The sequence below is a fragment of the Streptomyces turgidiscabies Car8 genome (assembly GCF_000331005.1).
GTDB classification, from domain to species: domain Bacteria; phylum Actinomycetota; class Actinomycetes; order Streptomycetales; family Streptomycetaceae; genus Streptomyces; species Streptomyces turgidiscabies.
In genome coordinates, this window is record NZ_AEJB01000441.1 from 1 (window position 1) to 26,230 (window position 26,230).

The 26,230-nt window shown below is 69.7% G+C and carries 19 protein-coding genes; 9 read left to right on the forward strand and 10 right to left on the reverse strand.

Annotated features, from left to right (window positions below):
• Positions 1-1,461, reverse strand: a complete 1,461-nt coding sequence (locus STRTUCAR8_RS32035; RefSeq protein WP_006380343.1) for an MFS transporter — start codon at positions 1,459-1,461, stop codon at positions 1-3.
• 321 nt (positions 1,462-1,782) lie between these two features.
• Between STRTUCAR8_RS32035 and STRTUCAR8_RS32040 the strand changes: the two genes are divergently transcribed.
• The 8 genes from STRTUCAR8_RS32040 to STRTUCAR8_RS53555 all read left to right on the forward strand — a co-directional run bounded on the left by STRTUCAR8_RS32040 (position 1,783) and on the right by STRTUCAR8_RS53555 (position 12,116).
• Positions 1,783-4,614 (forward strand): alpha-L-rhamnosidase, encoded by a 2,832-nt coding sequence (locus tag STRTUCAR8_RS32040; RefSeq protein ID WP_006380351.1) that lies wholly within the window; start codon positions 1,783-1,785, stop codon positions 4,612-4,614.
• 68 nt (positions 4,615-4,682) lie between these two features.
• The gene (locus STRTUCAR8_RS32045; protein ID WP_006380370.1) at positions 4,683-5,660 is read left to right on the forward strand and encodes an alpha/beta hydrolase; all 978 of its coding nucleotides are present in this window, start codon (positions 4,683-4,685) and stop codon (positions 5,658-5,660) included.
• Between the two features lie 27 nt (positions 5,661-5,687).
• Complete coding sequence (locus STRTUCAR8_RS50510; protein ID WP_107117887.1) at positions 5,688-5,954, forward strand: carboxylesterase family protein; 267 nt, start codon at positions 5,688-5,690, stop codon at positions 5,952-5,954.
• Positions 5,955-5,975: 21 nt separating this feature from the next.
• Positions 5,976-7,994: a glycoside hydrolase family 3 N-terminal domain-containing protein gene (locus STRTUCAR8_RS32050; RefSeq protein WP_006380391.1), complete on the forward strand. Its 2,019-nt coding sequence runs from the start codon at positions 5,976-5,978 to the stop codon at positions 7,992-7,994.
• The gene (locus tag STRTUCAR8_RS54635) at positions 7,991-8,311 is read left to right on the forward strand and encodes a fibronectin type III-like domain-contianing protein (protein WP_006380364.1); all 321 of its coding nucleotides are present in this window, start codon (positions 7,991-7,993) and stop codon (positions 8,309-8,311) included. Before STRTUCAR8_RS32050 ends, STRTUCAR8_RS54635 begins: the two co-directional genes overlap by 4 nt.
• The gene (locus STRTUCAR8_RS32055) at positions 8,308-10,734 is read left to right on the forward strand and encodes a glycoside hydrolase family 2 protein (RefSeq protein ID WP_006380382.1); all 2,427 of its coding nucleotides are present in this window, start codon (positions 8,308-8,310) and stop codon (positions 10,732-10,734) included. The genes STRTUCAR8_RS54635 and STRTUCAR8_RS32055 overlap by 4 nt, the downstream gene beginning before the upstream one ends.
• 311 nt (positions 10,735-11,045) lie before the next feature.
• On the forward strand, positions 11,046-11,840 hold the full coding sequence (locus STRTUCAR8_RS32060) for an SDR family NAD(P)-dependent oxidoreductase (protein ID WP_006380355.1): 795 nt from the start codon (positions 11,046-11,048) through the stop codon (positions 11,838-11,840).
• Between the two features lie 87 nt (positions 11,841-11,927).
• Complete coding sequence (locus tag STRTUCAR8_RS53555) at positions 11,928-12,116, forward strand: hypothetical protein (protein WP_006380372.1); 189 nt, start codon at positions 11,928-11,930, stop codon at positions 12,114-12,116.
• Positions 12,117-12,959: 843 nt separating this feature from the next.
• On the opposite strand, the gene STRTUCAR8_RS32070 is transcribed toward STRTUCAR8_RS53555, so the two are convergent.
• From STRTUCAR8_RS32070 to STRTUCAR8_RS32105, 8 genes are all read right to left on the reverse strand, one after another.
• On the reverse strand, positions 12,960-14,393 hold the full coding sequence (locus STRTUCAR8_RS32070) for a GH1 family beta-glucosidase (protein WP_006380349.1): 1,434 nt from the start codon (positions 14,391-14,393) through the stop codon (positions 12,960-12,962).
• A 514-nt stretch (positions 14,394-14,907) separates the two neighbouring features.
• The gene (locus STRTUCAR8_RS32075; RefSeq protein WP_006380366.1) at positions 14,908-16,209 is read right to left on the reverse strand and encodes an alpha/beta hydrolase; all 1,302 of its coding nucleotides are present in this window, start codon (positions 16,207-16,209) and stop codon (positions 14,908-14,910) included.
• Positions 16,210-16,355: 146 nt separating this feature from the next.
• Positions 16,356-17,237: a LuxR C-terminal-related transcriptional regulator gene (locus STRTUCAR8_RS32080; RefSeq protein WP_006380350.1), complete on the reverse strand. Its 882-nt coding sequence runs from the start codon at positions 17,235-17,237 to the stop codon at positions 16,356-16,358.
• Between the two features lie 197 nt (positions 17,238-17,434).
• Positions 17,435-19,135, reverse strand: a complete 1,701-nt coding sequence (locus STRTUCAR8_RS32085) for a CocE/NonD family hydrolase (RefSeq protein WP_006380373.1) — start codon at positions 19,133-19,135, stop codon at positions 17,435-17,437.
• A 58-nt stretch (positions 19,136-19,193) separates the two neighbouring features.
• Positions 19,194-20,339, reverse strand: coding sequence for an EstA family serine hydrolase (locus tag STRTUCAR8_RS32090; RefSeq protein WP_006380356.1), 1,146 nt, complete (start codon positions 20,337-20,339; stop codon positions 19,194-19,196).
• Positions 20,340-20,443: 104 nt separating this feature from the next.
• Complete coding sequence (locus STRTUCAR8_RS32095; protein ID WP_006380387.1) at positions 20,444-21,541, reverse strand: alpha/beta hydrolase; 1,098 nt, start codon at positions 21,539-21,541, stop codon at positions 20,444-20,446.
• Position 21,542: 1 nt separating this feature from the next.
• A complete protein-coding gene (locus tag STRTUCAR8_RS32100; RefSeq protein ID WP_006380374.1) occupies positions 21,543-22,370 on the reverse strand; it encodes an alpha/beta fold hydrolase in 828 nt (275 codons plus the stop codon).
• 16 nt (positions 22,371-22,386) lie between these two features.
• Complete coding sequence (locus tag STRTUCAR8_RS32105) at positions 22,387-23,670, reverse strand: MFS transporter (RefSeq protein WP_006380385.1); 1,284 nt, start codon at positions 23,668-23,670, stop codon at positions 22,387-22,389.
• A gap of 205 nt (positions 23,671-23,875) precedes the next feature.
• Between STRTUCAR8_RS32105 and STRTUCAR8_RS32110 the strand changes: the two genes are divergently transcribed.
• Complete coding sequence (locus tag STRTUCAR8_RS32110) at positions 23,876-24,871, forward strand: LacI family DNA-binding transcriptional regulator (RefSeq protein ID WP_044473256.1); 996 nt, start codon at positions 23,876-23,878, stop codon at positions 24,869-24,871.
• A 53-nt stretch (positions 24,872-24,924) separates the two neighbouring features.
• Here the strand turns inward: STRTUCAR8_RS32110 and STRTUCAR8_RS32115 are convergent, their stop codons facing one another.
• Complete coding sequence (locus tag STRTUCAR8_RS32115) at positions 24,925-26,091, reverse strand: PucR family transcriptional regulator (protein ID WP_006380390.1); 1,167 nt, start codon at positions 26,089-26,091, stop codon at positions 24,925-24,927.
• Positions 26,092-26,230 lie beyond the last annotated feature (139 nt).

The following is a 26,230-nucleotide window of genomic DNA, read 5'->3' on the forward strand; positions in this document are numbered from 1 at the left end:
TCAAGCCGTCTCCGCGTCCGCTTCGGGCTTGAGGCTCGGGATCAGCAGGCCCGCCAGCGTGCCGAGGAACACCACACCTGCGGCGAAGTAGAAGGCGTTCTTGTAGCCCTGGTCCAGGTAGAACTGGGTTCCCTCGAGCACCTTGCCGTCCTGGGCCAGGATCACGTACGTGAGCGTGGTGACCAGCGTGGTGACGACGCCGATCGACATCCATTGAATGCCGCTGGCGATGGCCTGCTCCTCCGGTGAGACCGCCCGCATGATCAGGATCGGGATCACCGCGACGATCATGCCGAAGCCGATCGCGAAGAGGTTGCCCCACCAGATGAGTTCGGCGTTGGTGTAGTGGTAGGCCGCCTGAGCCAGGTAGCCGACGGTGGAGATCAGGCCGCCGAGGATCAGCGGGAGGCGCGCGTCGACCTTCCGTAGCAGCGTGCCCGTGCCGAAGCCGAGCGCGAGGATCAGGAAGCTCGCCGGCAGGCCGATCACCGCCGCGTGAGTGGCGGTCATGCCGAGGCCGTCCGAGATGGTCGGGATCTTCGGGTAGAGCACCAGCAGCGAGGCGATGATGCCGGTGCCGAAGAGTGCGCCGCCGGTGAGAGCGGAGGCCAGTATGACGGTCCACACCTTGCGACGGCCCAGCATGGCCAGGTGGACAAGGGGCTGGGCGATGCGCTTCTGGGAGACCACGAACAGGGCGATGGCGGCGAGGCCGCCGATGACACAGCCGAGCGTGCCGGCGGAGGTCCAGCCCCAGTCCGTCCCCTGGCCGATGCCGTAGGTGAGCGCGGTCAGTCCGCCGCCGAGCAGCAGGCCGCCGATCCAGTCCATCCGGGCGGAGGGGTCCCGGTAGTGGGTCTTCGGCACGGCGAACAGGATCAGCAGCAGGCCGATGGCGGTGGCCGCGACGATGGACCACAGGACCCCGCGGAAGCCGTAGTCGTCGAGGACCCAGCCGGTCAGGAACGGGCCGCCGATGGCGACGAAGGCGACACCGCTGCCGACGATGCTGCTGGCCGTGGCGGCCTGCTTCGGCGGGAGGACCTCGCGGATGGTGGCGTAGGTGAGGGCGCCGATCGGCCCGTAGAAGCCGGCGATGCTGCGGCCGATCAGCATCATGGAGTAGTTGCCCGCGGAGGCGGCGATGATGTCGCCGACCAGGCCGATCAGGGTGATGGCGATCATCACCTGGCGCTTGCCGTAGAGGTCGGCGGCCTTGATCACGAACGGTGTCAGCAGGGTGGAGACCAGCGCCGTGGACAGGATGAACCAGGCGATGTGGGTGGTCTGGAAGTGGATGGCCACGGCCGCCTGCGCGTTGCCCGTCAGCATGCCGACGAGGGTGAGCAGCTGGGTGGGCCACAACAGTGCGAGCGCGATGAGCGCGAAGCGCGCGCCGCGGACGGGGTGGGTGGCTTCGGCCTCGGCCGCAGGCGCGGCGGGGGTGAGTGAGGATGTCACGGCGGTGTGCCCTCTCGATGGATGGGCTCCGGTCGACGGAGCAACAGTAGGGCGTTGAACCCATTCAGTTCGGCCGACGCCCCACCCCGGAATCCCGGAGGGGGCGGGATCTGGGACGGTCATGGCGCGTTGCACTGGGTTAACGGAGCAGAAACCTAGCTCTGTTTGGGATTCGACGCTAGGGTTGCCGCCAAGGAATCTCACCGGTGTGCCGAGAGCCACCACCGGGGAATTGAATCGTTCCATTCCTCCGTCGTCATCGTGATCGCCGCAACAGGCGTACGACGCCCGCGCACAGCCCGACAGCAAGGAACAGACGCCGTGCCTGAAGCCCTTCTCCCCGCCCCAGCGGTCGCGCGCCTCCGGTTCGAGCACCACCGCGAGACGCTCGGCATCGGTGAATCCCGCCCCCGTCTGTCGTGGACCACCCGGACCGAGCTGCCCGGATGGCGGCAGGCGGCCTATGAGATCCGGCGACTGGCCGCGGAGGGCGACGTGGTCGCCACAGCCGAGGCCGAGAGCGACGAGTCGGTCCTGGTCGCCTGGCCCTTCGACGCCCTCGGTTCGCGAGAGCGCGTGGGAGTGCGGGTGCGTGTCCGGGGCACGGACGGGGCCTGGTCGCGCTGGAGCGAACCCGCGTTCGCCGAGACCGGGCTGCTGCACTCCGACGACTGGCAGGCCCGCTTCGTGAGTGCCGACTGGGACGAGGACGCGCAGCAGGACCAGCCGGCCACCCACCTGCGCCGCGGCTTCACGATCCGCCATGGCGTCGCGGCCGCCCGTCTCTATGCGACCGCGCACGGCGTCTACGAGGCGGAGCTCAACGGCTCCCCGGTCGGCGACCACGTCCTCGCCCCCGGCTGGACCACGTACGGCAAGCGCCTGCGCTACCAGACCTATGACGTGACAGCCCTCCTGCAGGTCGGCGAGAACAACCTGACCGCTCTTCTCGCGGACGGCTGGTACCGCGGCCGCCTCGGCTTCACCGGCGACAAGCGCGCCGTCTACGGCGACCGGCTGGCCTGGCTGGCCCAGCTGGAGATCCGCTACACCGACGGCAGCACCGACACCGTGACCACCGACGCGGACGGCCGCTGGCAGGCCGCCCAGGGCCCGATCCGCCGCAGCAGCCTCTACGACGGCGAGACCCACGACGCCCGCGTCGAGCCCACCGACTGGCGGGGCGTGCGCGTCGAGGAGCGTGACCCGGCGACGCTCGTCGCCCCCGTGGGCCCGCCCGTCCGCCGGATCGAGGAGCTGGCACCGACCGCCGTCACGACCTCGCCTTCGGGCAGGACGATCGTCGACTTCGGCCAGAACCTCGTCGGCCGTCTGCGCCTCACGGTGGCCGGTGAGGCCGGGCAGGAGGTCGTGCTGCGCCACGCCGAGGTGCTGGAGGACGGCGAGCTCGCCACCGCACCGCTGCGCACTGCGCAGGCCACCGACCGCTACATCCTGCGCGGTGGCGGTCCGGAGACCTTCGAGCCGCGGTTCACCTTCCACGGCTTCCGCTACGCCGAGGTCACCGGCTGGCCCGGCCAGATGAACCCCGATGACGTGCGTGCCGTGGTGATCCACTCCGATCTGGAGCGCACCGGCACCTTCGAAAGCTCCGACGAGCTGCTCAACCGGCTGCACCAGAACGTGGTCTGGGGCATGCGCGGCAACTTCCTCGACGTCCCGAGCGACTGCCCACAGCGCGACGAGCGCCTGGGCTGGACCGGCGACATCCAGGTCTTCGCCCCCACCGCCGCCTACCTCTACGACAGCGCCGGCTTCCTCACCTCATGGCTCGCCGACCTCGCCGCCGACCAGGGTGAGAACGGCGGGGTCCCGTTCGTGGTGCCCAAGTGCGTCGACGGCGCCGACACCCCGACCGCCGCATGGGGCGACGCCGCCACCATCGTGCCCTGGGTGCTCCACCACGCCTACGGGGACCTCGGCGTGCTCGCGGCGCAGTTCGAAAGCATGCGCGGCTGGGTCGACCACGTCGCCTCGCTGGCCGGGGAGTCGCGCCTGTGGGACAGTGGCTTCCAGTTCGGTGACTGGCTGGACCCGAACGCCCCGGCAGGACGCCCGGATCAGGCACGTACCCCCGGCGAGATCGTCGCCACCGCCTACTTCGCCCGCTCCGCCGAGATCGTCGCCCGGGCGGCGCAGTTGCTCGGCCGCGAGGCGGACGCCGTCCGCTACGCCGCACTCGCCGCCGAGGTCCGGCAGGCGTTCGCCTCCGAGTACGTCACCGGCGCGGGCCGGATGATGTCGGACGCCCCGACCGCCTATGCGCTGGCGCTCCAGTTCGCACTGCTGCCCGACCAGGCGCAGCGCGCGCACGCCGGCAAGCGGCTGGCCGATCTGGTCCGAGCCGGCGGCTACAAGATCAGCACCGGCTTCGTCGGCACGCCGCTGATCTGCGACGCCCTCGCCGAGACCGGTCATCTGGACGCGGCCTACCGACTGCTGCTCCAGACCGAGCAGCCGTCCTGGCTCTACCCCGTCACCCAGGGTGCGACCACCATCTGGGAGCGGTGGGACAGCCTGCTGCCCGACGGCAAGGTCAACCCCAGTGGCATGACCTCGTTCAACCACTATGCGCTCGGCGCCGTCGCCGACTGGCTGCACCGCACCGTCGCCGGCCTGGCCCCCGCCGAGCCCGGCTACCGGAAACTGCGCCTGGCCCCGCGCCCCGGCGGCGGGCTGGACCGCGCGCAGGCGGCGCTGCTCACCCCCTACGGCCGCGCGGAGATCGCCTGGCGTCTGGACGGCGAGGAGCTTCACATCACCGCGCTCGTCCCGCCCAACGCGACCGCGGTGGTCGACCTGCCCGGCCCGGCAGGCGCGCCGTTCGACGTCACCGCCGGTCATCACACCTGGACCGTCCACCTGCCGGCACCGGATCAGCCCAGCGGCCCGGTCACCCTGGACACCACGCTCGGCGAGCTGATGGACCGTCCGGGGGCCATGAAAATCTTCACGGACACCCTGGTCCGCTACTTCCCCGAGGCAGCGGCGTACATCGACCAGTCCGACACCGAGTCCGGCGAGACGACGATCCGCGACGCGGCCGCCATGGTGCCTGGCGCCCCCGAGTTCCTCCTCGATCTTGAGGAGCAGTACGCCGCCTTCAACGCCGCCGCACCGAGCGAAAACTGACGGACCAGCAAGCAGGGATCGCTTCCCGCCCCACTGCACTTCCCTCTCACCGATGACTTGGGGGTCCCATGCCCAGCAAGACCCACGAGTGGCTTTCCGGACTGGTCACAGCCGGTCGGGCCGCCACGCAACCCACGCTCGCCCAGGAGCGCGAGAACGCCGTCCGCTTTGCGGCGGCGATCCCGGTACCGGACGGCGTGGTCGAGGACGCGTTCCCCGGCCTTGCGGGCGCGCTGCTTTTCAGCCCGCCGGAGCCGCGCGACGACCTGGTCATCCTCCACATCCACGGCGGCGGCTTCCGCACGGGCACCGCGGCCCAGGCGCGGGCCGCGGCCGGGCTCCTGGCGTTGTGGCTGAACACCCGAACCGTGGCGCCCGAGTACCGACTCGCACCTGAACACCCGTTCCCAGCCGGGCTCGACGACTGCGAACACGCCTACGAAGCCGTCCGCGCCAGCTATCCGGAGGCCCGGATCGTCGTGGCCGGCGAGTCGGCGGGAGCCGGTCTTGCCGCCTCGCTCCTGCTGCGCCGCCGCGACGCAGGCGACGGTGCACCCGTGGCCGGAGTGCTCTGGTCCGGCGTGTTCGACCTGCGCGCGGAAAACCTGGCATCGGGCAGTTGGGCCGCGAACGCCGCCACCGATGCCATGATCACCCCCTGGCTCGGCCCGCAGATGGCCGCCGACTACCTCGCCGGACATAGCCCCGAGGATCCGCAAGCCTGTCCCGCACTCGCCGACCTCACCGGTCTGTCCCCGCTGATGATCCTGGCCTCAGGCTCCGAGTTGCTGCGTGACGACTCGGTCGCGCTGGCCGCACGTGCCGCCGTCTGCGGTGTGGAGACAGTGCTGGAACTCTGGCCGCACATGCACCACGCCTGGCCCGTCTTCGGCTCCTTGCTGCCCGAAGCGCTCGAAGCCCTCGACCGCACCGCTGAGTTCATCCGCCGCGTGGACGCGGGCCGCTTCGTGGACGGTTCAGCCCTGACGGACGACCCGGCGATCCTCGCCCTGATGGGGACCTCCCAGGAACAGGCGGAGGTGTGACACATGAGTGAATCCGCTCAGTTCCCGATGGTCCGCACGAGCCACGGGTCAGTGCGAGGAACCCGCTGGGGCGACACAGGCGGAATCTTCGCCGGTATCCCCTTCGCCGTTCCGCCCATCGGCCCACTGCGACTGCGCCCGCCCGCGCCTGGTACGTCGACCTGTGGCCGGTCCTCGCCGACACCGCGGCGGTCTGCGCAGCCAGTACACCCGCGACGACTTTCACCTGAATGGAACCGGCCACCGCGCCTGGGTCCAGAGCCTGCGGCCGCTCCTTGCGGACGTCGCGCGTAGAGCAACGAAGGAGAACTCCCGATGACGACCACCCCCCACACGATCCTGAACGACGACGGCCCCGGCGCCCGGGAGACGGAGGGCGAGGCGCGCTATCGCGACGCCGGCTTGCCCGTCGAGGACCGGGTGACCGATCTGCTGGCCCGCATGACGCTGGAGGAGAAGGCCGGCCAACTCACCCAGTTCTTCTACATGGGCACCGGCGAGCCGATCCCCGACGACTTCGACATCGAGTCACTGCCGCCCGAACATCGTGCCTTCGTCCAACAGCCCCACGACGTCGAGGCCGCAGTCTCCCGCGGCGGCGCCGGGTCGCTGTTGTTCGTCAAGGACCCGGCCCTGGGTAACCGGCTGCAGCGCCGCGCCGTCGAGGACACCCGGCTGGGCATCCCGCTGCTCTTCGGCAACGACGTGATCCACGGGCTGCGTACGATCTTTCCCGTGCCGATCGCGATGGCCGCGACCTGGGACCCGGACGCCGCCGAGGCGGCGCAGGTCGTCGCGGCCCGCGAGGCGCGCGCGGCGGGGATCCGCTGGACGTTCGCACCCATGATCGACATCGCCCGCGACCCCCGCTGGGGCCGCATGATCGAGGGGGCCGGGGAGGACCCGGTGCTCGCCGCGGCCATGGCCGCGGCGCAGGTCCGCGGGTTCCAGGGCGACCTCGGGGCCGAGACCGTCCTTGCCAGTGCGAAGCACTTCCTGGGGTACGGCGCCGCTCGCGGCGGGCGCGACTACGACGACGCCGACATCTCCGACGCCGAGCTGCGCAACGTGTACCTCCCGCCCTTCCGAGCCGCGATCCAAGCGGGTGCCGCCAACGTCATGAGCGCCTACATGGACCTCAACGGCGTGCCGGCCTCCGCTAACCGGTGGCTGCTGAGCGACCTGCTGCGCGACGAACTGCACTTCGACGGCTGGGTCGTCTCGGACGCCAACGCCGTGCAGTCGCTTCAGACACAGCACTTCGCGAAGGACCAGCAGGACGCCGCCGTACGGGCGCTGAACGCGGGCCTCGACATGGAGATGTGCACCTTCACCCCGGCGTTCGACCACCTCCCGCAGGCGGTACGCGACGGGCTGGTCACCGAGGAAACGCTGGACACCGCCGTGTCACGGGTGCTCGCGGTGAAGTTCTGGCTCGGCCTGTTCGAGAACCCCTACACCGACGAGGACGCGGCCCCCGCGGTCCTGAACGCCGCGGCGCACCGTGATGCCGCCCGGGACGCGGCCGAGCGCACCCTCGTCCTCCTCAAGAACCATGCGACCACGCTGCCCCTGCGGCCCGAGCAGCTCACGAGCCTCGCTGTCATCGGCCGGCTCGCCGACTCCCGGCGCGACACGCTCGGGCCGTGGGTGCTCGACCACGACACCTCCGAGGCGGTCACGATCCTCGACGGGCTGCGTACCCGGCTCGGGGACGGCATCCGGGTCGAGTATGCGGCCGGGGTCGGTGCCCCCGAGCGGCTGCACCCGTCGCCGTTCGACGCCCTGGACCCGACGGTCGTCCCGACCCCGCCCGACCTGGACGAGGACGCCGAGATCGAGCGCGCCGTCGCCACCGCCCGGGACGCCGACGTCGCGATCGTGGTCGTCGGGCAGCCTCAGAACCAGATCGGCGAGAAGGCGTCGACCTCCACCCTCGACCTCCCCGGCCGTCAGCTCGAGCAGCTGCAGCGCGTCGCCGCGACCGGCACGCCCGTGGTCCTGGTCGTGCTATCGGGCCGTCCACTGGACCTGCGGTGGGCGGACGAGCACGTCCCAGCCATCGTGCAGGCGTGGTACCCGGGGACACGTGGGGGCGAAGCGGTCGCCTCCGTGCTGGTGGGTGACGTCTCGCCCGCCGGCCGGCTGCCCTTCACGTGGCCCCGTCACGTCGGCCAGGTGCCGCTCGTGTATTCCCACTACGGACCTTCCTGCCGCAGGAACAGCACGCCCGCTACTTCGAGGACGACGGGGCGCCCCTGTACCCGTTCGGCCACGGCCTGTCCTACGCCACGTTCACTTACACGAACCTCCGGATCGACCGGACGTCCATGACCGGCGGCCGCGACACCGCCACAGTGTCGGTCGACGTCACCAACACGTCAGAGCGCGACGCCGACGAGGTCGTGCAGCTGTACGTCCACCAGCGCTACGGGGCGTCGTCGCGGCCCGTGCGGGAGCTCAAGGGCTTCGAACGAGTCCTGGTCCCCGCGGGCACAGCCACCACCGTGACTTTCGAGCTCGGCCCGGACCAGCTCCGGTACTGGAGCGCCGCGACCCGCACGTACCAGCTCGACGCCACCGTCCTCGACCTCTGGGTCGGGGGCAGCTCCACCGCCGAGCTCACCACGACCCTGGAAGTGACCGGATGACCTGGACCGACGTGCAGCTCGACGCAGACCGCGTCGACCTTCGTGACTGGACCATGTGCCGCCAGGGCAGTGCCGAAGAGACCGCCGTACGCCTCCCGCACGACGCGATGATCACCGAGCCCCGGTCGTCCGACGCCTCCGGCAGGTCCGACACCGGATGGTTCCCGGGCGGCCGGTACACCTATCGCACGCGCTGGTACGCCGACCCCGTGTACCGCGGTCGAGACGTCCAGCTCCGGTTCGACGGCATCCAGGGCGAGTCGGTCGTGACCGTGAACGGCCACCGGGTCGGGGCCGTGCGCAGCGGGTACACCGAGTTCGGCTTCCGTATCGACGACGTCCTGAACTGGGGCGACGAGAACGAGATCGCTGTCGACGTGGACAACAGCGCGCAGCCCGCAGGCCGGTGGTACCCGGGCTCCGGCCTGTACCGGTCGGTGTCCCTGCGGATTCGCGGTCGGGTGCGCCTGGAGGACGACGGGGTCGGCGTGCGGACGACGCTCCACGGCGCCGACGCGGTCGTCGAGGTCCGGACCGCGGTCGTGAACGACAGCGACGGGCCTGTGCGCGTCCGCACCGTACTGCACTCCGAGGCAGGGGCCGTGGCGCAGGCCGTGGCGGCCGATGACGGGATCGCGCACCTGCACGTACCCGGGGCCCGCCTGTGGTCCGCTGAGGATCCGTTCCGCTACGAGCTCGTCACGACGGTCGAGCACGGCGGTGCCGTCGTCGACACCCGTCGCGAGCTCGTGGGGCTGCGCACGGTGCACGTCGACGCCCGCCACGGCCTGCGGATCAACAAGCAGCAGGTCAACCTCCGCGGCGCATGCATCCACCACGACAACGGCATCCTGGGCGCCGCCACCCACCGGGCCGCCGAGTTCCGGCGCATCCGGATCCTCAAGGAGAACGGCTTCAACGCCGTCCGGTCGGCCCACCACCCGATGTCACGTCACCTGCTCGACGCGTGCGACGAGCTGGGCATGTACGTGATGGACGAACTCGCCGACTACTGGATCCAGTCCAAGTCCACGCACGACTTCTCGCACCGGTTCCTGGACACCTGGCGCGAGGACGCCGACCGCATGATCGAGAAGGACCGGAACCGGCCCTCCGTCATCATCTACTCGATGGGCAACGAGATACCCGAGACCGCGCACCCCGACGGCGTCGCCCTCACCCGTGAGATCACCGCATACGTCAAGGCGGCCGACCCGGACCGCCCGGTCACCGTGGCCCTCAACATCTTCCTCAACGTTCTGTCGTCGATGAACAGATCCCCGTACGCGGGCACTTCCGACACGCCAGAAGGGGCTCACCCCAACAAGCAGGGGCCCGGCAGCACGGAAGCCAATCGCCTGGTCAACCAGATCGGGCGCATGATGGACGTCGCCTCCCGACTCCCCATCGCCGACCGTGCAACACGCGACTCATTTGCCGAAGTGGACATCGCCGGCTACAACTACGGGCTGGCGCGCTACAAGCACGACGTGAAGGCGTACCCCGACCGCGTGATCGTCGGCAGCGAGACCCTGCCGGGAGACATCGCCCGTGCGTGGGACCTCGTCACGACGTACCCGTCCGTCATCGGCGACTTCATCTGGGTCGGCTGGGAATACCTGGGAGAGTCGGGGGTCGGGGTGTGGGCGCCCGGCCGCAGGACCGGGCTGGTCAAACCGTATCCCTACCTCATCGCCGGGCCCGGGGTCATCGACCTGACCGGACAGCCGGACTTCTCGCTGCGCCTCGGGCAGGTGGCATGGGGAACGCACCCCGGTCCGGCGATCGGTGTGCGGCCCCTCGACCGGGCGGGACAGCCCGTCGCACGGGTCGCGTGGCGCAGCACCGACGCTGTCGAGAGCTGGGCCTGGCGCGGGTGCGCGGGCCGCAAGGCCGAGATCGAGGTCTACTCCGCGGACGACGAGGTGGAGCTGTTCGTCAACGGGCGTTCCGTCGGCCGTCGCAGGGCCGGGCAACGACGTCGCTACACCGCCCGGTTCACCGCCACGTACGCCGCCGGCGAACTCGTCGCGGTCGGCTACCGCGGAGGGCACGAGGTGTCCCGGACGGTGCTCCGCTCGGCGGCGGACGACCTCGAGATCCGTCTGACCGCGGACCGGACTCGCCTCCGGGCCGACGGCGACGACCTCGCGTTCGTCGAGGTCGAGATCGTCGACGGCGCCGGCACGGTGGAGATGCTCGCCGACGACGACATCGAGCTCAGGGTCGAGGGCCCGGCCGAACTCGTGGGGTACGGCAGCGCCAGACCTGACCCCATCCGTCCGTTCGCCGATCCCACTCAGCGCGCGTACCGCGGTCGTGTTCTCGCCGTCCTACGGTCCACGGGACGGACCGGGAACGTCCACATCACCGCGACGTCACACCTGCACGGCGTCTCTCACCTCACCCTCGACGCACGCTGAACGATCACGGCTTCGTCCGCGTGGGCTCCGTTTCCGTCGCAAGTGAAACAGACATGACGCGCGATCAAGCGATCTGCGAGGAACTCGCCACCGCCCGGGGCCAGTTCCTGGTGACGGGTGAGCCTGGCTGACCGGACCCGCCGACCACGTCACCGGCTGCCGGATCCACGGCTCCTGACGTTCCACCACACCGCGGCCCACCATGCAGCACGCCAAACGCGTCCGCGCAGGCGTCCAACCCAAGGCGCTACGCCGCAACTTCACCAGCCGACCGACCACCAGACTCACTCGCCAGAAACCGGAGCACTCCCATGAACCGCTACAACGACCGCCGTGTCCTGATCACCGGAGCAGGCTCCGGCATCGGCCAGGCCACCGTCCTGCGCATACTCGCCGAGGGCGGCCACGTCGTCGCCACCGACGTCGATACGGCCGGCCTGAACGCCACCCGCAAGCTCGCCGCCGACACCGGTACCAACGCCCGTCTGCACACCGTCCAGGTGAACATCGCCGACGAGACCTCCGTCCGCGAGGCCGTCGCGTCGGCCCTCGACGCCCTCGGCGGCGGCCTGGACGTGCTGGTCAACGCGGCTGGCATCCTGCGTTCCTCGCACACCCACAAGACCAGCCTGGAACAGTTCAACCAGGTCATCGCGGTCAACCTGACCGGCACCTTCCTGATGATCCGCGAGACGATCCCGGTGCTGCTCCAGGGCGAGAACCCTGCCGTCGTCAACTTCAGCTCCACCTCGGCGAGCTTCGCGCACCCCTACATGGCCGCCTACGCCGCCAGCAAGGGCGGCATCCAGGCCATGACCCATGCGCTCGCCGCCGAGTACAGCAAGCAGGGCATCCGCTTCACCGCCGTCGCGCCGGGCTCGATCTCCTCCGGGATGACCGACGCGAGCGGCACCAGCAAGGAGAACGTCGGCCCTGGCCTGCCCGACGACGCGGACTACGAAATCATGATGAAGCTGCTTCCCGCCATCGGCCAGGGCTTCGCCGGTCCCGAGACGGTCGCGGGCGTCGTCGCCATGCTCGGCTCGGCGGACGGCGCGTTCATCACCGGCACGGAGATCCGCATAGACGGCGGCACCCACATGTAAGTGGTGCGGTGTCAGCGGTGGACCACACTAGAGGCTTGGAACATCAGTTCGAGCTGGAGCCGGACCTGGTGGTCCTCGTATTTCGCGGTGTCCCTCGCGTTGGTCGACGCCCCTGCCGGCGTATTCCCCTTCCGCCGCGACCCCGGCTTCTTGTGCGCGGTCAACCTTCAGGACGAGCCGTACCGGCTGCCCGAACACACCCCGAACCTGCTGGCCGGCGTCCCGATGACGGACGGACCGCTGGAACCGGACCACGCGACCTGGCTCCAAGTCTGACAGTTCCCTCCGGGGGTAATGCCCCCTCTCGATTCGCCAGGGCCTCTCCGGTGTCACTCCCCGCTGACCGGAGAGGCCCTGGCCCGTTGGACAACGGACAGCTGTAAACCCTGTCCATAACTTCCGTTCGGTCACGAGCGTCCCCGGCAGAGCCCCGTCCCCGCGTAGTGGCGGCTGTCCTGGAAGCCGGGGAGAGCCTGGACGTTCCATTGCCCACTCGTTGCTACTCCGCTGGAGGGCGTCGAGCGCCAGACGACGGCTGAGGCGGCGGGAACCCGGTCGAAAGATGGTGCAGATGAGGGTGAGCTCGTGACGTTCCAACCCTGGGTAAGCCCTCCCGACAGCCGGGAAAGGGCCTCTGACCTGAACATTTCTTTATCGGTGGCATCCGGACATGTTCCCGATGGCGCAATATGTCGAGGACGCAGCGGCCGGAAGCTTTCGGTCCGGGCGGAAAGTCCCAGAAAAGTCCCAGGGAACTCCCACGGCCCGCAGTCAGTCTTTCGGCTCTATGCAGGGCGTGCCGACGCGGTGTGGCCTGTTGTTGATGCATTGGTGATCCGCCCTGCACGAACGGCAGCGCGCGCTTGTTGAACGGCTCGCGACTGGTGAAGATGCTGACCCTCATGTGTGATGGATGGCCGAGAGCGCGGCAGCGCCGGGGGAATGGGTTGATTCGCGGCAGGCGGTATCGCGAGCAGGGTTCGGCCGGGGGCCGCCGCTCGGGGTTCGCCGACTGCGGGAGTTGACCTGATCAGTGCTGTGTCGGGCGCATGTCGCCCTGTGGCTTCTTCATGTGGCCGCGACGTTGGCTAAGGGTCCGTCCAGACCTGCCCGGTCATCTCACTGGTTGGCGAGGACCGGGATGACCTTGGTCGCGCAGAGCTCGGAGAGCCAGTGCGCGCTCAGCTTCGGAATGCGTTCTTGGGTGTCGTAGTCGACGCGGATGATTCCGAAGCGAGGGCCGTATCCCTCGGCCCATTCGAAGTTGTCGAGCAGTGACCACACGAGGTATCCGACGACGTTCGCGCCGCGTTCCCGGGCGCGGTGGGTCGCCGTTGCGTGATCGATGAGGAACTGCGTCCGGTCGCGGTCCAGGACCACGCGCTGTCCGTGGGATTCGCTGACCATGTCCGTGAATGCCGCACCGTTCTCCATGACCATGAGGGGCAGCTCGGGGAATGCCTTCGAGAGGGCGACCAGGTGGTCCTCCAGCCCTCGTGGCTCGATTCCCCAGTCCATGGCCGTTCGCTCCAGATCGTCGCGGCGAACGATTTCGATGCGCTCCGAGCCGGGGAAGGCCGTGCCGCCCGTGGCTTCGGTGGCGGGGTCGAAGGCCGGATTCACGCGTACGTGCATGACCTCGTAGTAGTTGACCCCGAGCAGGTCGATCGGTTGATGGCAGATCTCCACGTCGCCCGGGTGTACGAAACTCCAGTCGGTGAAGTGACGGGTGTCGTCGAGGAGGTCGGCCGGGTACTCCCCCCGGAGCATCGGTCCTGTGAAGACGCGGTTGGCCACGGCGTCGAAGCGGCGTGCGGCTTCAGCGTCCTCCGGGGTCTCGGGTTCGATGCGGAAGATGTTGAGCACAACGGAGATCTGCGCGTCGGGGTGTTTCACGGTGCGCCGCAGTGCCGCCACCGCGAGCCCGTGCGAGAGGTTGAGATGGTGTGCGGCCTTGAGTGCGTCGGCGTGGCTCTTCACGCCGGGCGCGAACGCCCCGCTGCCGTATCCGGCGAACGAGTTGTTCCACGGCTCGTTGTGCGTCGACCACATGGCGACCCGGTCTCCGAGAGCGGCGCCCACGATCTCCGCGTACTTCTCGAAGGCGAAGGCGGTCTCGCGTCCCCGCCAGCCGCCGTAGCGGTCCTCCAATGCCTGGGGGAGATCCCAGTGGTTGAGCGTCACGATCGGTGTGATTCCGCGTGTGAGCAGGCCGTCGATGAGCCGCGAGTAGAACGCCAGGCCGTCTGGATTGACGTCGCCTTCGCCCGTGGGCATCACGCGCGGCCAGGAGATGGAGAACCGATAGGCGTCGAGGCTGAGGGAGGCCATCAGGTCGAGATCGGTCTCGACCCGGTGGTAGTGGTCCGTGGCGACGTCACCGGTCGCGCCCTGGGCGGTCTTTCCCGGCGTGCGGCTGAAGGTGTCCCAGATGGACGGGCCCCGTCCGCCTTCGCCCGCGCCGCCCTCGATCTGATAAGCGGCGGTGGAGGCGCCGAGGACGAAGTCGGGCGGGAACGTCAGATGCCCGCGGGCAATCGAGTCGCGATACATGGATCAGCCTCTCTGGTGACGTGGCGTCAAAACTCAACAACTGAACTGCAATCAGCTCGGAGGCTGAACGAACTCTGGTATCCCGTTCCCGGAGGGGTGCAGTTCGTGGGACCGGCATATCCGGACCGGACCTTGCTTGCAACGGCCGAAGACTTGGCACCGCTTCTCGGGAGATGACAAGGCGACTCAGCTTCTGATGGCGCTGGCGAAGGGATGAGTGAGGTCCGGTCCGTGTTCGGGATCCAGCGACGGTCCCGGGGACCGTTCTAGACGTCGCGCGGCAGCGGGACCGCCACGGTGCTGAGGGTCTCGAAGACCTCCAGGAACAGCTCATCACGCAGCTCATCACGGACTTCGTCGCCGAACCGCGCCCGGCTCTCTTCAGATCGTCACGTACGCATGCGTGAGTAGCCGAGGGGTGAGATTCCCTCAGTTGCTCGCGGCGCACCAGACGTACGGCGCCGGCCGCGACCAGAAGGGGTGTGTCCGGCCTCCAAGCCGCAACCTCCCGCAGTCAGTCGCCGAGGTGGTCCCGCAGCCAGGGCAGGGCCAGGGCACGGGTGGCCTGCGTGCCGATGTCAGCGATGGTGCCGTCGTAACCGTGATCCATGAAGGGGAGCTGGATGTACCGGTGGGTGATGCCGGCGGCGGTGAGCTTGTCCGCGAACGCTTTCGTGTGCTCTGCGAAGACGAGGTGGTCGGCGCCGCCGTGGAGGATCAGCGTGGGCGGGGCGTTCTTGGTGATGTGGGTCGCGGAGTCGGTGGCGTGGTAGCGGTCTGGATGCTGGGCGGGGGTGCCGCCTGTGTACCACTGGCTGACCTGTTGCCCCAGCGCGCTGTCGGACGCGCTGGCCGTGAGGTCGACGGCGGGGTACGAGGCGATGACGGCTTTCACGCGGGGCAGTTCGGCGGCGGTGCCGCAGGAGGGCTTCATGGTGCCCGCGTTGATCTTGTAGGCGACGTTGATGGCCAGGTTGCCGCCAGCCGAGCCGCCGAAGGTGGCGACTCGGTTCAGGTCCCAGTGGTATTCGTCGGCGTGAGCGGTGGCCCAGGTCATGGCGCAGGCGGCATCGGCGTCCGCAGTGCTCCATCGGTGTTCGGTCGCGGTGGACAGGCGGTAGTCGACGTCCAGTACCGCGTATCCGCGGTCGGCCAACCAGCTCGTATAGGGGGTGCGGCCTCGGCTGCCCTGTATGAAGCCCCCGCCGTGGATGCTGACGACCAGAGGGGCGGCTGAAGCGTCGGCAGCGTTGTCGGGCAGGTACAGGTCCGCCTTCATCTTCTCGCCGTCGAGCGTGGCGTAGGTGACGGTGTTGTCGGGGCCCCGCCCGAGCGCGGAGGCGAAAGTGGGCGGCGCGAAGGGGAACCACTTGCCGGTGGCTCCGTGTACGGAAAGGACCTGGACCGTGCTGGTGAGCAGGGCCAGCGCCAAGCCCACGCCGCCCACGGCCACGAAGGTGCGGGCCGTACGCCTGCGGGTGCCGCTCTTGCATAGGGCGTACACGGCCGCGGCCAGAGCGAGGGCCGCGAGGACGATGTTCCAGACGCCAGCCCCGTCGCGCATGCCGCCGATGACGAGCGCGACCGCCTGCAGCGATGCGACGTGCAGCACCGGGGAGAGCCAGCCAACGGGCAGTACAGCCAGCAGTTGGCCCAGCAAAACAAACAGGCCGAGGAGAACGGCCACCGTCAGGAAGACGAGGCGCGCGAGGCGTGAGCCGGTGCCCGCGCCATCCGACGAATCGGGCGGCGGGGTGGGTGTGTCTGGCGATGCGGCGGGAATTCCGGAGCGTGGTTCTTCGAGGTCGTTGCGCATGGCCAGCGGGTCCTGTCAGACGTGAGGAGAGGGGGAAATGGCGCGCACCATCGGATTGTCAGTATGGGTGAGGGCGCGGTGCGGCCTCGTCTCGGCAAGGCGTAAGCCCCCCGTTAGGGGGGTGTAGGAGTCCTGTCTGCGATCTCCTAGCGCAGGCAGCCTCGCGCACGTGCTGCGGCCACGAGCGCGACACGGTTGCGCGCGCCGAGCTTGCGCATACTGGAAGTGAGACTCGACTTCACGGTCTCGGCGCTGATACCCAGCGCGGCAGCGACCTCCCGGTTTGTCGCACCCGTGGCGACCTTGGCAAGGATCTCCCGTTCGCGCTCCGTGAGGGCTCTACTGGTCGCCTTTGCCGCCTCGGGGAGTTCTGCCGTCCGACCGGCCAGGCGGCGCACGAGAGCCTCGATCTGCCGGCGCTGAGAGACGTCGGGCATTTCTGATGCTATGTGCACGAGTTCGGAGCAGACGTCGACGAGCCTACGGCGCTCGGCCACGCTCATCTCCGTGTTCGGGGCCGAGATGCTGCCCCCGGCCGCCACCCGCAGGCATTCCAATCGGCGGTTCAGTTCCAGATCCTCGGCAAGCTCCCGCTCCAGGGCGCGCACCAGTACCATCACGTCACCGAAGACACGGTCGCCGAAGACGTACTCGTGGCGCCGTGCTCCGTAGAGCACGCCCCGGTGACCGCCGGGGACCGGAACACGGATCGGGACGGCGAACGCGGCACGGAGCTGCTCCCGGCGCACGGCCGGGTCGTACTCGTGGCTGATACCGCCCGATCGGCAGTAGTCCGGCACCTGCATCGGCCTGTGCAAGGCCATCGCTTTGCCGCCCAGTCCCGTACCGATGGCGACGCGCAAGTTGTGCAGACCTTCGGTGGTGACGCCGACCAGCTGGTCGATGACGAAGTGGTCCGAATCGGCCGCCACCAGGGCGCCCATGACCGCGTCCACGCCGGTGATACGCCGCATGTCGTGCAGGAGGGTGGTGAACCGTGCTGCTCGCGCCGCTGTCAGGACTGTCATGTGATGGGTTCAGGGTCCGGTGCTGGTAGGAGCCTTCAGTTGACACGAAGGCATGGTGAGGGAAAGAGAGGGCGGTGACGACGACCGTCCGAGGAGACGAGACGGCTCATTCAGAGTTCGGCCGAGGCGACGGGGTCGCCGGTGCGCACGGGACCGTAAAAGGGCTCGCATGACTTGCGAGGCCGGACCGGGCACGTCTACTCGTGCCGCTCGGAGGGCTTCGGCAGGAGCACGCGGGAGACCGCTCCGGTGGCGTGGTGGATGGTGTGTGTGCACGGCCGCAACTCGTTGCCGGTGCCGGGCACCGTAGCTGTGCCCTCGTTGCGTGCGTACTGCGGGTGCGAGCCGCCGGCTGTCAGCAGACGTATCCGGTGTCCGGGCCTGACCTCGTGTGCGCAGGCGTCGAGGCGCACGCGCACGTGCTGCACCTGGTCGATGGGCGAGGTGGGATCGAGGCGCAGGAGTCCTTCGGCGAAGTTGCGGGACACACCTTTCGGGTCGACGTCGCAGAGCCGTACGAAGACGTCGGCGTGCGGGTTGCTCCTGGTGTGCGCAAGTTCGACGACGGGTGTTCCGATGATCTCCAGCGACTCGGTCAGCGGGTCGGTGGTGAAGGTGAGCACGTCGTCGCGGCTCTCCAGTTTCGTGTTGTCCTTGACGCCGCTGTCGAGGGTGAGCAGTGGGCCGGCGAGGGTCGGTGTGGGGTTGGCCGGGTCGTAGACGTACGTGGACGGTGCGCCGCCACTCGGCTCATCGGCCAGGAGCTTCCCGCCCGGCTGCAGGTAGCGCACGGTCTCGCCGGCCGCCGGTGGCCATTCCGCGAGCCGCCGCCATGCGCCCTGGCCGGTGACGTACACCTCCACTGGCAGGTTGGGCCGTGGGGGTGCCGGCGTCTCGCCGCCGGCGAGGTGTGTCCGGAGCCAGTCGAGATTGCCGCGGAGCAGGTGCCCCATGGCTTTTTGGCCCGATTCCTGGTGGGTCCAGGGGCCGACGGTGAGTGAGACGTCGACTCCACGTGCGCGCAGCGTCCGGTACTGGTGCAGGGTCTGGTCGAGGAAGAGGTCCTGCCAGCCGGCGGTGAGCCGCACCGGTACGTTCGCCCGCTGAAGGGCGTCGCCGAGTTTGAGGCGGTCCCACGGGGAATCGTCGGGGTCAGGTGTCGTCAGCCATTCCCGGAACCACGGTGTGCGGTGCTCTGTCGCCGCGTCGGCCGCATCGGCCAGGGGGAGGGCGCCGAAGACCGGGGCCAGTCGCCGGTTCATCGTCAGTATCCGGGCCACACCGCGTAGCCCGGTGAATCGCTCCTGGTCGGCCATCATCGCCGCCCAGGACAGGAAGTCGCCGAGGCGGAATGCTCCCGCTCCGTACACCGTGTCGTGCATGTCGTGCGGGGCGACGGCGATCAGGCAGGTGCGCAGCTCAGGGGGCGGGTCCATCAGCAGCGCCCACTGGGTCCAGCCCACGTAGGAGCCCCCGGCGGTGGCGAGCCGTCCGTCGAACCACTGCTGGGTGCGCAGCCAGGCCACCGCGTCCTGGGCGTCGTCGGCCTCGTTCGCCATCGGGTAGAAGGTTCCCGTGGAGCCGAACGTGCCGCGGCAACTCTGCACCGCGACGTGATACCCGTGGCCCGCGTAGACCCTGGCCTCCAGATCACCCGGGAAGCCGCGCCCGTACGGTGTGCGCAGGAGGACTGTGCCCTTCGGCCGGTCGGTGACGGGGGCGTAGTGGTCCGTGACCAGAACGGCGCCGTCGCGCGCGTGCGCCGGGAGGTTTCGCTCGACCCGGTAGTCGTATCGCGTGCCCGGCAGCCGCATCAGGCGGGTCAGTATCCGGTCCGCCGTGCGAGCGGCCAGGCTCGGTGGCGCCGGCGCGGTGTGCGAGGGAAGTGTGGCTGTCATGGCCTGCTCTCCGGTTCTTTCGGTGGACGGGGTCGGGACCTGACGTGCCGGAGTCGGTTCACAGGCAGGCGCGCAGCGCGCGACAGAGGGCGTTGGATCGATCGTCGGGAAGACCACCGGGCTGTGCGGTCTGGTAGGCGAAGGCGATCTGCGATTCCGGGTGGGCGAAACCGAGGCCGCCGCCGAAGCCATCGTGGCCGAAGCTGCCCGGGCCGGCCATCGGCCGGTGGGCCGAGCTGATCATGAAACCGGTGCCCCAGCGGTTGCCTTCGTCGGGCCCCACGAACGGCGGGCCCTCGGAACGCGGCACGCGGGCATCACGGACGGTGTCCGGGCCCAGCAGCCTGACTCCGTCGACCTCGCCCACCGTCGCCGCGTACAGCCGTGCCAGGCTGCGGGCGCTGGTCACGAGATTGCCCGCCGCGAGCTCGACCGACAGCCACACCTCCCCGTTGGCGGTCTGGATGAGGTTGGCGGTGTCGAAGACGCCACCCAGGCTCGTCGAGCGTTCGACCATCGGTGAGGCGAGAGCGGTGGCCATCAACGCGGCGGCAGCGAGGTCGGTGTTTGGCAGCGGGTCTGCCAGGGGGTGGAAATCGGCGGCCGTGGGGTCGACGCCGTACGTCATCGCCAGGTTCAGGGGAGCCGCCACGTGCTCGCGCAGCCACTGGCTGGGCCGCAGTCCCGTTGCCCGGCGCAGCACCTCGCCGGCCAGCCAGCCGAACGTGAGGGCGTGGTAGGCGTACGCGGTTCCCGGGGACCAGGCCGGTGCCTGCCGGGCCAGCGCGTCCGCCACGGGCTCCCAGGCGCGCAGGTTCTCCAGCGTCACATCCGCCTCGGGCGCCACCAGACCGGCCTGGTGCGTGAGGAGTTGCCGTACCGTCGTCGTCTCCTTGCCGTTCTCGGCGAACTCCGGCCAGTACTTCGCCACCGGGGCGTCGAGTTCGATCAGTCCGCGCTCGGCGGCCATCAGCAGGCAGACGGTGGTTACTCCCTTGCTCACCGAGAACACGACGGTGCGGGCGTCGGGCGTCCAGGTGCCCCGGGCGGTCTGACCAGCCCAGATGTCCACGACCGGGGCTCCCTGCGCGTACACCACGCAGGAGGCGGCCGTGTCGCCGCGCTGCCGGAAATTGTCGGCGAAGGCGTCCGCGATCGGTTCGAATCCGCTGTCCACGCGGCCCTTCACCTGTACTGCTGTCATGTCACGCACTTCCTCGTGTGTTGTCCCGCGTCGCATCCGGGATCAGCTCGTGCACGGCCTGGGCCCACCGGTCAGCGGTACCGCTCTGCGGGCGTCCCGCCTTCTCACACCGGCTGCTTGCGGTTGAGGGCGCTCATCGCCTGAGGAAGAAAGCGGCGCAGATCGTCGTAGTCGTAGAACCGCGTCGCCGTCGTCCCGCCCGGATGAGTGCCGTTGCCGTAGAACCAGGTGGTGACGGGCACCTCGGCCCGGGCGAGCGCGGCGACGAAGTTCTCGGCCATCTGGTGCACGAGGATCTCCATGGGGGCTCCCGCGACGGCGCTCACGGCGTCGTCGTAGCGGCCGGGCAGCCCGTTGCCGCAGGCGACGAACAGGGACACTCCGCGCAGCTCGGCAGCCAGGTCGACCGGGTTGTGCGCATTCCAGTTGTCGGCCTGCAGGGTCCGGTCCCCGAAGATGCACGGGTCCCAGGCCAGGGAGATCAGCACAGGACTGATCGGGTACAGCGCGTCAAGGTCCACAGCGCCGGAGAAGGAGCCGGCGGCGACGAAGACCCCCGGGTTGCGGGCGGGATACGCCATCGCGCCGAAGCCGCCCATCGAGCTGCCGGTGATCGCGCGTCGGCCTGTGGTACGGAAGGTCTTGTCCAGCCACGGGAGCAGCTCGCGGATGTGGAAGGTCTCCCACGCCGGGGGCGGGAACGGCACCGGCCCGTTGAAGAGATCGCCGCCGGTGACGGGGGTGCCGTACCAGTCGGCGTAGAAGCCGGCAGGGCCGCCGTCGGGCTCGACGAAGATCACGTCGTTGTCGCCCAGTACCTGCTCCACCTCGCCGGCGGGCCAGGTGCTGGGCGAGTTGTTGGTGCCGTGCAGGTGCAGCATGACCGGGTAGCGCCTGCCGGGCGAGCGGTCGTAGTCGGCGGGCAGGATGACGCGCACCCGGACGAGCCCGTCAGGCATGGCGTCGCCGACCGCCTTCGAGCGGAACGCGTACATCTGCGTGCGGGCATCGATGCGCTCGACCGAGACCAGGGTCAGTCCCACCCCGGGCTGCGTGGTCCGGGGCACGCAGAACGGGCCGTCAGCCGCCGAGGCCGGGCTCGGCGCTGCTACGCCGACGAACAGGACGAGTGCTGAGACGAACATCAGCAGTACCCGCCGGGCTGCGGGCCGGGTCCGGGACACGTGTGCCTCCTCGGCCATGTCACGCGCTCCCTCGTGTGGTGTTGTCCTGGATCTGGGCGATGACCTCGGTCCACAGTGGGCGGGGAAGCTCGTGGCCCATTCCGTGGTGGATGGTCAGCGTCGAATCCGGGATCAGCTCGTGCATGGCCTGGGAGGCGCCGGAATCGATCAGCTGGTCGCCGTCACCGTGCATGATCGTGGTGGGGACCGTGACGCGGTGCAGGTGAGGCGTGCGGTCGGGGGAGTTGTCGAGTGCCTCCACCTGGCGGACGACGCCGCCGGGATCGTAGCCCCGGTGGTACATCAGGCCGCCGAGTTCGCGCAGCCAGGCGATGTCCTGGGGGTATTCCGGTGAGGCGCACGCCGCCTCGTCGTCCAGGTACAGCGCGATGGCCTCGTCCTCGTCGCGAGCCCGGGGGCGCCGGGTGCGCTCGTCGACCAGGTCGCGGCCGGCGAGGAAGTCCGTGCCGGGCGCCGTGTAGATCAGAGCGAGGCTCAGCAGTCGCGTGGGGTGGTCCAGTGCCAACTGCTGGGCGATCATGCCGCCCATCGACTGGCCCACGATGTGTGCTGCGGGGATGCCGAGCGCGGTGAGCAGGCCCGCGGCGTCGTTCGCCATGTCGGCCAGGGTGTAGCCGCCCTGCGGGAACTTCTGCGAGAGGCCGACGTCCCGGTTGTCGAAGCGGACGACGTGGAATTCCGCGTCGGCGAGTTGCCGGCACAGAGCGGCGCGCCATCCGAGCATGTGGGCTCCGAGGCCCTGGATCAGCAGCAGCGGGGGGTGGCCGGGATCGCCGAAGGTGTCGTAGCAGAGCGACACCTGCGTGTGCGTGGTGATCATGGACATGGAAGGCTCCGTCCGGCTAGCGGATCGAGCGGATGCACATGGCCAGCGCACCGGCGACAAGGGCGCACGCGCTGCCGACGATGAACAGCGAGCCGTAGCCGCCGAGGTTGATGAGTGCGCCGGCGATGGCGGGGGAAGCGAGTTGGGGCAGGCCGGTGGCGACGTTGAGGATGGCGAAGTCGCGCCCTTCGTTCTCCTTGTCCGGCAGGACCAGCGACATGACGGCGAGGTCCACCGCGAAGTACGTGCCCAGGGCGGCGCCCGAAACCGCGGAGTACGCGAGCATGGCACCCCAGCTGTGGCTGACGATCGGTATGAGCTGGGACAGTCCCAGACCGATGGCGCTGATCGCGATGAACAGCTTGCGCCGGTCGAGCTTGTCGGCGAGCCAGCCGCAGAGAGTGGCGACGGCGATCCAGGTGCCGATTGACACCGTCGAGAGGGTGCTCACAGCGACGGCGACGTTGCCGCCGGGGACGTTCTTCGTCCCGACATAGTCCTGCACGGTGAAGAAGAGGTAACCGGAGACCGTGAAGTAGGACAGGAACAGGCCGAACCGGCTGGCGAAGGCCAGGGCGAAGTCGCGGTGGCCGAACGCGCGGAAGAACGCCCGGACAGCCGCGCTCGCGGAGCCGCGGTCCTTCGGTCCTGTTGTGGCGTGGTCGAGCGAGGACGGTTCGCGCGCACCGGCTACGAGGGCGAGCGTGGTGACGAGCAGCACCAGCGCGAGAGCCGTGTACGCCCAGACCTGGCTGACTCGGCTGGCCAGGTTGACGCCGAAGAGGACGCCCACCGGCGTGCCCAGGCCGATGACCGCTGAGGCGATGCCACGGCGGGCCACGGGCACGCGGTCGGGCAGGAGCGCCGAGATCGCCCCTCCGTAGAAGTTCATGGTGAACCACAGGACCGTGAGTACGATCGCGAGGACGACCAGTGAGTTGCTCAGACCCATGGCGATCGTCAGAATTGCGGAGGCCCCGGCCATCACCACCAGCCAGGGGGCGCGTCGTCCGAACCGGGACCGTGTACGGTCCGACACCGCTCCTCCGGTGGGAAGGGCGATCATCGAGGCCACTGCGCCCAGCGTCGTCAGCAGCGCCAGGACTCCGACCTTGGAGTCGGGCGCCAGCCGGGCCACCTGCGCGGGGAGCAGGATCGCCCCGATCGCGTTGAACACGGCGTACATCGCGGTCGTCGCCGGGAAAGCGAAAGCGAGCAGGCGGCCCAGGCGGACCGGATCGGCGGGGGTGGTAACGCTGCAGGGTGTGGTGTCGGTGCTGACCGGGATCGTGTCGTCCATGACAGATCTCTCTTCGTGTGATCCACCCGGTCGGCGCGCAGGGGGACGGTTTTCGACCGGGATGGGTGGCTCGGGCAAAGCGGGTGCGGGGCGTCCCCCTACAGGCCATTGCGGCTACCGAAGCGCGATCTAATACGTATTAGATCGTCCGATTGCCGTACCGTAGCCTGTGCATGAAGGTGTGGCAAGGGTTCGGGGAGGGGCGTTGCCAAGAGTCACCAGCAAGGACGTGGCGCGAGAGGCCGGGGTCTCGCAGACCACAGTGAGCTTCGTGCTCAACGGGAGGGACGAGCACGGTCTTTCCGCGGAGACCCGCCGTCGTGTGCTGGAGACGGCGGAGCGTCTCGGCTACGTACCGTCGGGAGCCGGCCGTGCACTGCGCAAGGGCCGTAGCAATGTCGTGCTCTGCGTGGTTCCGGATCTCCCCGTCGCCGAGGCCATGGAGCAGTTCAAACTGGCCCTCGGACGCTCACTGGGCGAGGCCGGCTACACCTGCGTGTACCTGCACCACGCCGGCACGACCACGCCGCTGGCCGAGCTGTGGCAGCACGTCCAGCCGGCGGTGGTCGTCGCGTTCGGGAGCCTGCCGCCCGCCGATGCGCGGTCACTGCGTCGCGCTGAAATCCCATTGCTCGATGGCGTGTTGGCCCCGGACGGCATCAGCCTGACCGGACTGAGCCAGGAAGCTGTCGGGCGCATGCAGATCGAGCACCTCGCGGCACGCGGGCACCGGCACATCGGCTATGCCGCGCTGGACGACCCGCGCGAGCGCCCCTTCTGCGTGCCCCGTCTGCAGGGAGCCACCCGGGCCTGCAGCGACCTGGGTCTGCCATCGCCGCAGGTGGTCAGCATGCGCTATTCGCGGGCCAGTGCCCGGACCGCCGTCGCGGAGTGGACGCGGGGCGCCACCCCGGTCACCGCGGTCGCCGCGTTCAACGATCTGATCGCGCTCGCAGTCCTGGCGAGCTGCCGTACGCAGAACATCGCCGTCCCGGACGACCTGGCGCTCATCGGCGTCGACGACCTCCCGGTGAGCTCGCTCGCCGTACCGGCGCTGACCACCATCGGGATGGACCTCACCGCGGTAGCCGGCAATCTCACCGCCCGTATCCTCTCGATGGTCGGCGCTGCGGCCCTGGCGACGCCGGGTGCGCCTGGCGCGGGGGACATCCTCGCCGTGGTCGAGCGCGAGACGACGTAACGGGCTGACGGCTCGGGTGCTTGAGGCCGAGGTCGGCACCGCCCGCGAGTCGCTCACCGGGGCAGGAGCCGCAGCGCGTGCAGAGCGGCGCCCAGGTCGGCCAGGTTCCTGGGTTCGGAGAGTGAGCGGCCCGTCAGCTTCTCGACGCGGCGCAGCCGGTAGCGCACGGTGTTGGGGTGGACGAAGAGCAGGTCGGCCGCCTCGGCGGCGACGCCCCCGGCGGCGAACCAGTGCCCAAGGGTCTCCAGCAGCCGCGCCCGCTCAGCTGCCGGCAGGTCCAGGACCGGCCTGAGAACGACCTCCACCAGGCGGGACGCCTCCGCGGGCGCCGCGGCGACCAGCATCGCGAGGGGGCTGTCGTCGAAGCGGGCCACCCCGGGCCCGTCGCCCGGCAGCCCGGCCAGCGCCAGCCGGGCGAACCGCAGAGCCTGCGGGGTGTCCCGCAGCGAGTCGAAGCGTGGACTGACCCCCACCCGGGCGCGGCTTCGGCGCAGCGACGACAGGCTCACCGTCTCCGCGTCCCGGTGCAGGAGGGACACCAGCCCGATCTGCTGGTCGGGCAACAACCGCCAGGCCGAGGACACCTGGGCCTGACGCAGCACCGCCTCGATGCCGGGCAGCGGCTCCTGGCCCGGGTCCGGCACGGATGCGGCGACGACCGCGTACGGACCCCGCTCGGGCAGGCCGAGCTGCCGGGCCGCGTCCCGCAGCGTCGTACGGTCCGCGAGCGCGCCCGTGAACAGTGCCTCGACCAGCGCCGAACGGCGCGCCTCGCGGCGCAGCGCCAACTCCGCGCTGGCTTCCCGGTAGGCGGCCGCGACCGCTTCGGCGTAGCGGCCGAACAGCGCCCAGATCCGCGACGACCCGGCCACCAGATGCGCGTCCGTGACCTCCGGATGCCTGCGAGCCTCCTCGACCATCTGCGACCAGAGGTACTCGAAGCCGACCCGGTAGGCGTGCAGTGTGTCGGCCAGGGGCACGCCCTGCTCGGCGCGCAACCGCCCGGTCTCCTGCGCGGGCCGTACGTCGGGCTCCGCGCCGGAGGCGAAATGCCGGATCACCAGGTCGGCGTTGCGCTCGCAGGAATCCCGTAGCGAGGCAAAGGGTGTGAGCGAGTCGTCCGCGTAGGACTCGACCTCGGCGCGGATGCGCTGAGCCATCCGCTCACCCAGTTGGGGAAGGCGCTCGCGCAGCGCGGCACTCACACCTGACAGATCCATCCTCGCAGCGTACGGCGCCCTGTTTGTGTTCCGGAACAATCCCGGCACGCACCGGCTGTCCGCGCCGCCATGGACGGCCGCGATCGCGGCCGTCACCATTCCGTGAGCGTCGGAGGCGAACTTCCCCGGCGCCACGGAG